At 40.9% G+C, this 11920-nt stretch carries 9 protein-coding genes and 1 CRISPR repeat array; of the genes, 1 reads left to right on the top strand and 8 read right to left on the bottom strand.

The features are described from left to right. Nucleotides 1–4: 4 nt before the first annotated feature. Nucleotides 5–770: a CRISPR direct-repeat array (repeat unit 37 nt; unit sequence GTTTCAGTCCCGATCGCCGGGATTAGTAGAAGGAAAG). 212 nt (nucleotides 771–982) lie between these two features. From cas2 to cas3, 8 genes are all read right to left on the bottom strand, one after another. Then, on the bottom strand, nucleotides 983–1267 hold the full coding sequence (gene cas2, locus H6G46_RS17760; protein WP_011153686.1) for a CRISPR-associated endonuclease Cas2: 285 nt from the start codon (nucleotides 1265–1267) through the stop codon (nucleotides 983–985). A 31-nt stretch (nucleotides 1268–1298) separates the two neighbouring features. After that, the gene (gene cas1d / locus H6G46_RS17755; protein ID WP_011153685.1) at nucleotides 1299–2276 is read right to left on the bottom strand and encodes a type I-D CRISPR-associated endonuclease Cas1d; all 978 of its coding nucleotides are present in this window, start codon (nucleotides 2274–2276) and stop codon (nucleotides 1299–1301) included. 9 nt (nucleotides 2277–2285) lie between these two features. Continuing rightward, nucleotides 2286–2858, bottom strand: a complete 573-nt coding sequence (cas4, locus tag H6G46_RS17750) for a CRISPR-associated protein Cas4 (RefSeq protein ID WP_011153684.1) — start codon at nucleotides 2856–2858, stop codon at nucleotides 2286–2288. Further along, on the bottom strand, nucleotides 2851–3639 hold the full coding sequence (gene cas6, locus H6G46_RS17745; protein WP_011153683.1) for a CRISPR-associated endoribonuclease Cas6: 789 nt from the start codon (nucleotides 3637–3639) through the stop codon (nucleotides 2851–2853). Before cas6 ends, cas4 begins: the two co-directional genes overlap by 8 nt. 2 nt (nucleotides 3640–3641) lie before the next feature. Then, a complete protein-coding gene (gene cas5d / locus H6G46_RS17740) occupies nucleotides 3642–4406 on the bottom strand; it encodes a type I-D CRISPR-associated protein Cas5/Csc1 (protein ID WP_011153682.1) in 765 nt (254 codons plus the stop codon). A gap of 160 nt (nucleotides 4407–4566) precedes the next feature. Then, a complete protein-coding gene (gene cas7d, locus H6G46_RS17735; RefSeq protein ID WP_011153681.1) occupies nucleotides 4567–5556 on the bottom strand; it encodes a type I-D CRISPR-associated protein Cas7/Csc2 in 990 nt (329 codons plus the stop codon). Between the two features lie 65 nt (nucleotides 5557–5621). Continuing rightward, nucleotides 5622–8549, bottom strand: coding sequence for a type I-D CRISPR-associated protein Cas10d/Csc3 (cas10d, locus tag H6G46_RS17730; protein ID WP_011153680.1), 2928 nt, complete (start codon nucleotides 8547–8549; stop codon nucleotides 5622–5624). A gap of 13 nt (nucleotides 8550–8562) precedes the next feature. Then, entirely contained in the window at nucleotides 8563–10707 is a 2145-nt protein-coding gene (cas3, locus tag H6G46_RS17725; protein WP_041428276.1) for a type I-D CRISPR-associated helicase Cas3', read from the bottom strand. A gap of 88 nt (nucleotides 10708–10795) precedes the next feature. On the opposite strand from cas3, the gene H6G46_RS17720 reads away from it, so the two are divergent. Next, nucleotides 10796–11740: a WYL domain-containing protein gene (locus tag H6G46_RS17720; RefSeq protein WP_011153678.1), complete on the top strand. Its 945-nt coding sequence runs from the start codon at nucleotides 10796–10798 to the stop codon at nucleotides 11738–11740. The last annotated feature ends 180 nt before the right edge of the window (nucleotides 11741–11920 follow it).

Below are 11920 nucleotides of genomic sequence, written 5' to 3'. Positions count from 1 at the left end.
GCAAGTTTCAGTCCCGATCGCCGGGATTAGTAGAAGGAAAGCACCTCCATGCTTGCTATGTTGCCTGGGATGGCAAGTTTCAGTCCCGATCGCCGGGATTAGTAGAAGGAAAGGCTAGCACCGTTAATCAAAACACGACCAATCTAATGTTTCAGTCCCGATCGCCGGGATTAGTAGAAGGAAAGTATTAAAATCTTTTGAGCAATATTTAGCCATATATCGTTTCAGTCCCGATCGCCGGGATTAGTAGAAGGAAAGCCACCACCACCACCACGATTAATCAGCAATTATTAGTTTCAGTCCCGATCGCCGGGATTAGTAGAAGGAAAGCTGATAGATCGTAGCGGAATGCTATGGGATGCCTTAGTTGTTTCAGTCCCGATCGCCGGGATTAGTAGAAGGAAAGTTCTGAGGTTCTTTCTAAAATTCTTCCCTATATTTTGGTTTCAGTCCCGATCGCCGGGATTAGTAGAAGGAAAGCCACATTCATCGCTACAGACTTAGAAGGTAGTTACGAGTTTCAGTCCCGATCGCCGGGATTAGTAGAAGGAAAGCTAGCCTTTGGTACTAGCTGAAGCAAAATCTGTGTTTCAGTCCCGATCGCCGGGATTAGTAGAAGGAAAGATGGCACTAGATACTAACTCAAACCTAATTAGGATTAGTTTCAGTCCCGATCGCCGGGATTAGTAGAAGGAAAGAGGCATTGAAAGCGACCGCCAGGGGCACAACAATCGTTTCAGTCCCGATCGCCGGGATTAGTAGAAGGAAAGACCGCCCCCTCCGACCCCTTACGGGGAAAGTGGAGGAAAGCAGACTTTGGCAAACCTTCCAGAATATCTTTCCAAAATCAGCCAGACCTTCAAAATAGTACGCAGTCTGAATGCGTGAAAGTATTGATTTTTCAAGGTTCAGAAGCAATTTGGCAACCCCCCCAGGGAAAAGGCCCTCGCTATAGGTATGCCAAAATTTGAAGAATGACTTCTTAGATAATAATACTACCAGGTTTTTCTGGTTGGGGAGTCCCGTAGGTAATCGTGCGTTGCACCGTATTTTCATCCAACACATAAATACAAACTGCATCCTCATCAAGTTTAATCAACTTCTCCATCGCCGTTTGTAACTTAGCAAACTGCTTGACTGACAAAAAACACTCAAACACACTGAACTGTCGCCATTTGCCATAGCCCGATAAGAGATCAAACAAACGAGTTCGTCGTTTATTACCCGCCTTTGTAGCCGGGACATCATAAATAATCAAATAAAGCATTTTTTAGTCGTCAAAACACAACTGATAACTGTTATCTGATAACCAGTGGCTCATAAACCACTCCCTCCTGTAAATGTCTTGCCAACAAACGGGCCTGTAACTCAATCGCCCTCCGGTAGGTACACTTATAGTTAAAAATCGGATGCTTGAACTCACTCGATAACTTTCGATCAAAAGCCCCCAAAAAAGTTTTAGTGGCGCTATCTGTTAAGCGAAAAGCTCCCAAACTTTCCGTAAAATCTTGTCTTTGGATTTCCCGTTGCTTCAACACTGTTAACACCACACTATCCGCCACCAAAGCACGAAACTCTTCCATCAAATCTAGTATCATCGCCGGTTGTCCCCGGGTTGTCTCATGGAGAAAGCCAATGTATGGATCAAGCCCTGCAATATGTACAGCCGCTGTCACCTGAGTCCGTAATAGCCCATAACCAAAACTGAGCAAGGCATTTACCGGGTCAGTGGGGGGACGACGAAACCGCCCCGTAAATGTCCATTCATGCCCTAACATTTCCTGCCAACTGGCAAAATATTCCCGGGCCGCTAACCCTTCAATACCCCTCACCTGTTCCAGGGTTTGTTGTCGCATCACTAATTTTCCCCTACCCTTCAACGGATTATCCACCTGGCCCCGGCGATAAAGTAAATTATATTGATTGTGAACTTTTCCCTTCACAAAAGCCTTGACAATATCTAGCCGCTGAATCGGGTCTTCATGGGCTCGAAACTGGGCTAATCGTAACTGACCATTGCGGGACTCACTTGGTAAAGCCGAGCCAACATACTTCCCAAATTGGGTCAAATAATGGACGGGCAAACCTAGTTCTAGAGCATAACCCAATGCCTCCCCTGTTATGCTGGGATAACCCAATAAAACAATATCTTCTAGGGTTTGGGCTGGGATCGGCTGTTTTTTCCAGCTACCATCCTCTTGTTTGAGGGCCACATGGAACGCCTCATGTTTTTTGCTTAAAACCGCATCAGGTTGAGTCAAGTAAAGTGTAGACATGATTAGTGATTATTTAGTAAGTTTTTTTAATTCTTTCGGGAGACATAGCCTTTCTAAACTGCAATCAGCACATTTTTTTGTATTGGCTATGGGTCGGGGCATTGGGCCATTACAAGCTAAATGAGCCGCAATAATTGCTTGTTCCGTCATATTACGTAAAGCCTGGGTAAACTCCACTGGCTGTCGTCGTCGATTGCCGTAGTAGAAAATTTCACCATAGGTAATTGACTTTCCAGTTTTTTCCTCCAAGCAAAGGGCCGCCGCACACAATTGAAAATGATCATTTAAATGTTTCCCCATTTTGCCTTTTTTGTATTCCACAGGAATTAATAAGCCATCACTTTCTTCCACTGCATCAATAATCCCTTTAACTTTTAGGCGATCGCTCCACACCCATTGTTGACGGTGAATTCTTGTGTCACCATCTACAGAAGTTCCAGCTTCATTGATATTACGATGAAGATGATTACCCCTGATAATATGCTCATTAATTTCCATTTCCCCCAGAACGTATTCCAGGTAAAAACGACGGTGGCAGTATTCCCAGGCATTTAAGTAAGCTAAAGGTAAATAATCATCCATGATTGTTAACTGAAACCTGTCCCATACCCATTGATGTTTTACGTCCAACTCCAGCAAAAAAAGCAAATTGCGACAATACAGATGCTATTTTTGCTTGTTCTTGATCAGGAAATAAGTAAGTTACCCACCCTTCAGAACCAATTTCTGATTTTTTGAGTTGAACACTATAGGTTTTAAGTTCAAAAGCCGCAACAGGAATTTGCCAAGATACAGAGGGAAAATACAATTCTTCTGGTGCAAAATGATTCCAGCGTCTCAGTAAACTATTAAAAACAGAATCACCTAATGGAAAAGGTTGAATTGTATTGCGATCAATCTTAAAACTTGTTGCACTATGAAATTTTAAAGTGATTTTAGAAGATGTTGGAGCTTGAGTAGTTAAAGCATAACTACTCGCACGAGCAAGGGAATGACTACCGGGTAAAATATGAATATGGCAGAGACGAAATGCGAACTTATCTAACATTACTATTTGTTTATCCTGTTGTTCTAAGCCTTTTAATAAGGGCTGTAATAAAGATCCATTTAAGAGGCTGATACGAAAAAAGAAGCGATCGCCTTCCTCTGTCAATTTAGAACGACGTTTACCAATTAGTGGAGAAATAGAAAATGGAGAAATTTGGCTTTGGTGTAATTCTTCAGCAAGGGAAGGTTCACCGATTTTAAGCCACTCCAACACCTGCGAATGTAAAGCTCTGCCTAAAATACCTGTAGGAAACCCTTTTTTTGCTGCGCCTAATTCAATAACAACGGAATACAAACTGTAGCGATCATCAAACATGATTAATTAGTATCTAATAGTGATAATTGCGGTGAATCTTGGGCGATCGCCGTCGTTGCTCCATAGTGAAATCCTTGAGGCAAAAACGTATTACGATCAATCTGCCAATAATCACCCTGTAATTGAGATTGGCTAAATAAACTCGATGGGGGCATAACAACCCGGTTATAGAGCAAAATTTGTTGATTTGCTGGGCAATCCAGAGGATTCAGGGGATGATTGCAGACATAGACTCCGGATGCAGTTTTGATCTGATCAGGGGCGATCGCCTCCACTTCAACCCGAATTTTAGAAGACCATTTTCCTAAACGAATCCATACTGGAAGATCTAGCTCTTTTTGACTCACGATATAAGTCAGAAACTCACTACCTACTGCTAATTCTTTGGCACGACCATAGTTAATCGGATAGTTTTTGGTTGCACCTTTCCCACCAAATTGAACAGAACGACCATAATAGGCAGATTGAGCAGCTTTAAAGGTATTAATTTGATAAGACCAATGGATAGGTTGAGCAGGAAAAACATAAATTCCTGAATCATTAAGGTGGAGTAAATTTTGCTCACGATCTCGGTCTAAATAAGCAGGTGTTTGGGCATTCTGTCCGACTAAGCCATAAGGATGGGGAATAATTGTTCCTTTAAAAAAAGCATAACTTAATGCCCAATTATGGAAATACTTTTCTGTTTCATAGAGAATTCCCATCTCTCGACTGGCAAAAAAAACATTGTCATGGAGAGTTAATTTACAGCGATAAATTTTTGTCATAAGTTTACCTAAAAAGAAAAAAAAAGAGAGCTACGCACTAGTAGAGCTTGGCATAAATTCATTACCCAGTTATTGATATCTGATATCTTAAAACCTCTAAATAATTGATGAACTTACGCCATCAAGTACTAGCCATAACCCTCAACAAACATTCAACAACCTAAGACTTTGCCTTCTTCTTACCACCAGATAAAGCACCAAACTCTGTCGCATAATCTTGGGTTTGTTGATACAGAGAACCCAGCAACTTTGTTAGCTCGGCATCATTTTGGTAAATGTCATTCACTTCTTGGAGTAATGTGTCCAAATGTGCACCAAAAATTAACTCAGATTTACGGACTGGCTCTTTATTTAAAAGATCTTGGGCAACGGTTGCAGCTGTCTCGCAAAGTTCAGAAATCGGTTTATTCAATTCCCCTCCCATCTGGTCATAAAGAGCTTGGGTTAAATGCAGATTACTAAAAATTTCTCCGTCAGCAAAAACAATCCCAACCAAATGGTTTTTCATCGTACCTGTACGAGATTCCTGCGCCCCATAACGTTTTGTGCGGAGTAGATTACCTAATACATAGATAAACCCTTCATAGGTTGCATCTCGCAATGACTCGACCGTGGGAAAAGTAACTTCTGGCAAAATGTGGTCGAGTTCATTAATCGCACTCCGCATTACCCCAGCTTCGCTCATTGTTCCCCCTTCAAAGGGTGCATTAAATGTAAAACTACGATGGGATTGTTCGTAAGCTCCTAGGGAAAAAGCAGAATCAGAATAGACTTTTGAACGTTCTGAGCCACTATCCCCGATTGCAAAACCATAGAGAATACAATCAGGACATTGTTTACAGGAACCTTCCCCGTTATATTCACAAAGGTTTTTCGCGCTTTTATCGGCACTTGTCAAACCTAAATTACGCAGAAGTTCACGACCTGCTAAACGTTCTGGAGTGGTTTGTTTTCGCTTAAACATCACCAAACGACTGAGTTGATCTGTCTTTTCCAATAGTCCGGCTTGGGTTCGGGTTGTATTCAAAACTCCATCCGTTTGAAACACCGGAAAAGATTGAGAGTGGCGCAACATCAGAAAATGAACATAGTGACCGGATGCAAGGCGAGGAAAAGAAGGCTGAAATTGAGACTTGAGACTATCTAACATAATGAAAAATTCCTAGAAATAATGAAGAGAATTGATATCTGAACACTGATGTCTGATATCTGAAGTTAGTTTTGGTTTTGTTGTGCTTCTAGAGCTAGTAAACGATAGGCAAATTCTGCACCGGACTTGATACGATTACGTTGTTCTTGGAGGATAGCGCGATCGCCTTTGCACATTTCCCCAAATAGATCCCTTACACAAGTGGTCATAAAGATTTGAATTGCCTCTAGTTCCTGCAATTGACGTGTTTCATAGGCAACCGATTTATCTTTAATAATGGGTCGGGTATAAACCTCTTGGCGATCTAGTGCGGCTTGGAGTTGACCAGAGCCTTGCAAAATTAATTCCTCCTCATCCCAGTCATCGGGAACAGACAAAATTTGCTCTAATGCCTTAGAAAGAGGCAATAAAATGGCATGAGTGGAGGGCTTTTTTGATAGTTCCACTTGATAAAACCTGCGATATTCCTCAACCAAACGTTTAGTCAGTTTCAATTTTTCGGTCATAACAATATTTCCTTGGGAAAAAAGTTCAGCAAATTGCCAATATTCAGTCACTTCTGATTCATAGGGGCGATCGCGTTTTTCACGTCGCAATCCCTGTTCAGCAAGGGCGAATACATTTAGAACATCGGTCATTACCTCCTGTACAGTTTTGGGCAGATCCTGCCACCTCGCTTTAGGAGGACTACTACGGGCGGCAAGGTGTAAGGTATAAATCGCCAAAAGTTTATTCAGAGCTGGGGTAATATCTTCGACTCGTAAATCTGTCGGGATACCCAATAAGCTCCAAAAACCCGCGACTCCATCGAGATGAATTGATTCTCGAAAATCTTGATCACTCCGATAAAGAGGAACCATGCTTCGGGTGGCGATCGCCTTAACTCCCAACAAATAGGGCAGAAGTAAGGCAAGAAATGCGGGTTTCACCCAAGCATCGGTATCCGTTTTTTCTCTGGTTGTGGTGTAGACGGTGGCAAGAAAAGGTAAATCTTCTTTTGTGTATTTCAGTTGAGCATTTGTTCCTGCTTCAACTTCCTCATTAAGCCAAGGCAAAGACTTAAGACTAGTAAGATCCATCTTGTTGTTGACCCAATGCTTACGAACATCCCAAAGATTAACTGAAGCGATACCATACACTAGTTCCCGAATTGCTTCTACTACTTGAGGCGCATAGACATAGGCAGGATAGAGATAGATAAAAATAGGTTGTTGATCCTCAAATTTACCGGAAGGAACAGACCAAAAAGCCTGACGTAAGAGCATTTCCAGTGACCAAATTTTTGAAATACCACGCTTGATTTGCCCACCTCCTAAAGGGTTTTTATTACTGTATTGCTGGGGTTTAAACAGCACAACTGAATCCATTTGATCCTCTGAAGGAAACTCACCAGAACTTAGAGAACAAATTGGTTGTTTGGATTTTTTTGTTTTGGCATTAACGTAATTTTCTAACTCTTGAATAAAAGCTTGATGGTCGCTTTCCCAGCCTTGAATTTCTAGATAACGGTCAAGGTAATCTTCAAAAATTTGGCGTGTTGGGCTTTGATGTTCTGCAAAATAGCCTTCTTCCTCTGCCCATGTCGCAAGGCGATCGCCAAACCCTTGTAAAAATTCTTGGAATTCCTCTAGATCCCAAGTCGCATGATTAGCGACATAATGGGCTGCAACCCGATACCAGCCATAATTCACCCCACCGGATTGCACTTGGGTTTCCTCCGGCATAATCACAGAAGTTAGCTCCAAATCTTTTAAGACCCACTCGATAAAAGGTTCAGGTAGCAGAAAAATTTCTTTTTGTACAAGACCAAGTAATTCCGCAAGGCGATCGCACCGCAAATCTGCAACCTCATAGAGTTTTTCACGTTCTGCATCACCCAATTCTAATTTTTCAAGACGTTTAGGCGTGGCTGGACTTTTCGCATTGTTGACTTTAACGGAAATAACCTGAGGTAAAATTCGCACGATATCCGCTGCGGCTAATAACTCAGAGGTTTGGGGAGAAACCTTTAAGCCTTTCCCATCCCGTTTAAAACCTACATCACCAGCAGACATTTTTTTGCCTAATTCTTGACTAATGCCCTGCCAAACTATCTGTTTAATTTCATTTCGTTCAGGAATTTCAGTATCTTGAGGCGCAAAATAAATTACACCTTGGGCAAAGAAAAGTAGAGGCTTCCAATCTAATTTCTGAACTGTTCTGAGGATGACATTATGGATCGCATTACTCAAAATGCCTGTTGTATCTCGCAAATGGTGGTAGACGAATCTTTTTTCAATGCCTAACCGATTTAACAAATCACGCAGGCGATCGCCCATAGTAGAACTTACCAAATCATGGGGACTGCTTAAGTGAACTGCCACATCACCAAAAGTAAGTAAATGTCGCAGAGGATGATCTAATTTTCGTTCCTTAATCGTGAAGGGATAACCTGCATTTGACCAATTACTTGAAATTAAATTTGTATGTTGTTTACCATGAGTGTTTTGTGCAAGATAGGAAATTTCAGCAATATAATCACGCCAGTCTGCCCAAAACTCATCGAAGTTCAATCGCTTACCTAATTCGAGACATATATTAATGATTTCCTGTATATTATCAGGCTCAGGAGCTGCCATATCTTGAGCATGGCAATGCTTATCGTAATCATGGAGAGTAATTCCTAAACAAAGTAAGCGTCGCTCAATATCATTCAGAGGAAATTCTAATTCTTGCATCACATTCCATGTTGTTAGTAACGCATTGAGAATATGAGCCGCTAATGTTTGATCTCCTTTTTTTGCAAAACCTTGAGCCATTTTCTTGGCTTTTTCTGTGTCATATCCCTGTGTCCCAAAATGTTTTTGATGGGAAATAAATGAACCACCTAAGCCTGAAGTATTACCAAAATGTTCTTCAAGGGCAGGTAAAATAGTTTGAAAATATTCCAAAAGAATATAGTCTTTTTGTTCTGACAAAGTACGAATCAGCAAAGTTTGAAGAAGTGTTGTCATAATTGTTAGTCCCTTAAAAAATTAAAGATTGACTGGTGGCTTGTTTACAAAAATCCCCTAACCGCCACTTCAAAGCTTCAAGCAATAAAGCATCATGGTTAAACGCACAACCGTAAGCATTCCCGCCACTATCCGTCAGACGATATAACCCAAAAAGAGGGCTAAGGCGTAATTTGCGACTAATATCCCAATGGCTAGAAGGATTATTGCGATTGATTGGAACAAGATAGGCAAGATATTTCCTACGACCCAAACAACGACTCAATTCTGGTTGGATATGTCCTTTTAATTGGAGTCGGTCTAATAGCATAAGTTGACAGCTAGCAAGATGACTATGGGTAGAAAAAAGGGAAAAATTAAGACGCTGATCGAGCCATTTAGTAATTTTGAAATATCCAGTTAGGTATTGTTCGGGAAATTCTTCTATTCCATGGTTCAATTTTTGAGCTGCTTCGAGAAATATTTCTCGGTCAATGACTTCAACAGTGGCATAGGTTAAAACTTTTAAAAGGTCATAGGAATACAAGCGATCGCCATCCCAAATCCCTGACTGTAAAGAAGATCCCCCTCTAAATCGGAGCAATTCCTCTTGAGTAGCTTTACCTACAGCGTCATTACTTAAACCCCACCATCTACCAAAACCATTAATTTGTTTTTGATAAATTTTTTCTAGACTTTCAATCATGCGATCGCGCAAATCTTGAGTAACAGCTAAATTATCTTTAGACTCACTTCTAGAACCGCCATAAACCATTTGGTATAACATTCCCTGTGCTTGTAATTCTCCCCATATTTTTTGATACTGTTTAAATTCCTGTGGTGCATTAAATGCTGTTTCAATGACTGTGCTTAATTCCAATCTATCAATTGAAGAGTCCTCTTCTAATTCCTCTTTAAGACTAGCTATTACCCATTGGGTTTGGGATGGAATTAAGACATAAGCTTGATACTGTTGAAAGCCTCCATGACGACCTAAACGCCCTAATCTTTGAATAACCGTTGCGGAATCACTACTTTCACAAATGAGTACATGAATTTTAAAATCAACACCTACATCCACTGCCGATGTTGCAACGACTAGGACAGATTTTTCTGACTTCTGCAAATAAGTTTGGGTTTGCTGACGTTCTTGGCGATCGCATCTACCGCTAATTTCTCTAACTTCCACATCAGGTAATATTTTTGATAGATTTCGACACAAATGACCTGCCGCAGCGACGGAATTAACAATAATTAAGCCCCGACCATTTTTTTCTTGATGTAATAGATCTCGCAGGTTTTGAGATTGTGCTAATAGCCAACTTTCTGTATCAGTATCTTTTAAATGAACAAATTCTAGATTAATATTCTGTAAGATTTGTCGATACCCTTGCTGGGGGCGATCGCTATATTCACCCTGAATCTCTGCAATCTTAAATCCACTATTTTTTAAGCTCTCTACAAAACTTGTTTTCGGTGTCGCAGAAGTAAACAAAAACTTGCGCTTACTTTGGGTTGCATGACGAATCAATAACAAACTATTCAACGCCGCTGCCATTTGATGTTCTCCAAAAATATGAAATTCATCAAAAACCCATAGATCAGGAAACTTAGCCATGACCATTGGTAATTCAGATTGACTGCGAGCATTATCTCGATACCGAAAATGAGTAATGTAGTGAAAAATATCTGGATTTGTCTGAATGACAGGTTTTTGTTCAATAGATTTCAATAATTCTTGAAACCGATTACTATCTTTTTCGCTAATCCGTCGGGCTAACTCTGCACCATAAAGGCGATCAACTCGTTTTTCTGCATTCAGACCAAACATCTGATGATATTGCTGCTGCTGTCGGTACTGATCCTCTACTAACTCAATCGTTGGATAGAGTCCCATCACTCGAAAATCTGGATGAACTTTAGGGAGCAAAGCAGGCAGTGTTGCTCCCAAAGATTTACCGCCACCTGTCGCCACACGGTTAAAGATAATATCTGTATCACCTGCGGTTGTAAGAGCATAGGTTTGGGCTTGGTGGTCATAAAGAGGACAACTACAGCCATCGGGAGGTTGCATTTCAGGAGCTTGCTCCCTAACCGTACAAACCGACTGACAACCTAACGGGCATTGACCTAAACCCTCATTGAGCTTGGCATAGAGAGGCTTAACTTGAACTTTCATAGCACCTACTTTGGGCAATGACATAATTTTAAACCCTCTCAAATTAAAGTTGTAGTCTAAAATAGATAATATTTGTTTGAAGACTAGTATGAAATTTCAATACAATTCCTTAACCTTTGCCATTGAAGTCCTCAAAGCCTTGGCAAAAGAGCCTTGTTATCGCAAAAATCTCACAGAGCAATTAGAACTTTTTCTAGAACAGCATCAGCAACCTGCCGATGATGTTGCCCAAAAGCTGACTCGTACTATCCGAAAACTGCGGGATTGTGGCTTTGAGATTGAGAGTGCGCCCCATCGTCCCTATGTCCTCAAGAAGTCAAATTTTCCCGTTATTCTCTCCGCAGATCAGCGTCAAGCTCTTTATTTAGCAACCCATCTCCTTGAACAAATGGGTTTTTCTCAACAAGCTAGTCAACTTCAAGATATTTGTCCTCTCACAGAAGGCGATCGCCCAAGGCATCTCCGAGCAGATTTCAACCCCCCAGTAGATTACAGCGACATCAAAACCAAGGAGATCATCACCAACTTACAAAAACGTCTAGAAACAGCCTGCCGTTTTACCATCCGTTACCGCAACAGCTTAGGTAAGGAAGCCTTATGGGATTTAGATCGCTCCGAATTGCGATTACATAATGGCAGTCTGTATCTCTTTGCCTATGTGCCAGACATCTTGACTCAACGCATTCAAAAACGCCCAAATATCGAGCAAAATGTCCTGTTCCGGATTGATCGAATTCTTTCAGTGAATCCATCTTCAAATATTCATTGGCTTTTATCGAGCTTTCCCACCCTAAAAGTCCAATATCGAATGATTGGGAGCCTATCTAAGTATAAGCCTCGCCGTCACAATGAAACAGTAATTAATCGAAATGTGGAACAAAATTATGTTGAAATTGAAACCAATGAGGATTGTTTATTCTGGTTTCGTCAACGTATATTACAGTACGGATCTAATGTACAAATTCTTACTCCTCAGTGGCTACACCAAGAAATTGTTGAGGAGCATTTAAAAGCTATTCAGTCCACAAAATAATTAGGTCTGATGCAGAATCGTTGAATCGCACTTATGTACGACCTAAAAATAGACAGAATAATCCTACAGCAAAGCAAATTCATCACCTTAGTGCTAACTCCCTTAGCCAGTGTACATAGCTTATTTTTTCACACATGAAAGCCTGTAAATAACGTAGTTTGTCTAACATTGTTGTACCTG

It is taken from the genome of Synechocystis sp. FACHB-908 (genome assembly GCF_014698595.1).
Lineage (GTDB): Bacteria > Cyanobacteriota > Cyanobacteriia > Cyanobacteriales > Microcystaceae > Synechocystis.
Note: the sequence above shows the minus strand (reverse complement) of the source record. Positions and strands in the feature narration are given on the sequence as shown.

Coding starts and splice junctions, on each gene's coding strand:
- cas5d (WP_011153682.1), bottom strand. CDS start 4,406: ATGACAAAAATTTATCGCTGTAAATTAACTCTCCATGACAATGTTTTT.
- cas3 (WP_041428276.1), bottom strand. CDS start 10,707: ATGAAAGTTCAAGTTAAGCCTCTCTATGCCAAGCTCAATGAGGGTTTA.
- cas2 (WP_011153686.1), bottom strand. CDS start 1,267: ATGCTTTATTTGATTATTTATGATGTCCCGGCTACAAAGGCGGGTAAT.
- cas6 (WP_011153683.1), bottom strand. CDS start 3,639: ATGTTTGATGATCGCTACAGTTTGTATTCCGTTGTTATTGAATTAGGC.
- cas7d (WP_011153681.1), bottom strand. CDS start 5,556: ATGTTAGATAGTCTCAAGTCTCAATTTCAGCCTTCTTTTCCTCGCCTT.
- cas4 (WP_011153684.1), bottom strand. CDS start 2,858: ATGGATGATTATTTACCTTTAGCTTACTTAAATGCCTGGGAATACTGC.
- cas10d (WP_011153680.1), bottom strand. CDS start 8,549: ATGACAACACTTCTTCAAACTTTGCTGATTCGTACTTTGTCAGAACAA.
- H6G46_RS17720 (WP_011153678.1), top strand. CDS start 10,796: ATGAAATTTCAATACAATTCCTTAACCTTTGCCATTGAAGTCCTCAAA.
- cas1d (WP_011153685.1), bottom strand. CDS start 2,276: ATGTCTACACTTTACTTGACTCAACCTGATGCGGTTTTAAGCAAAAAA.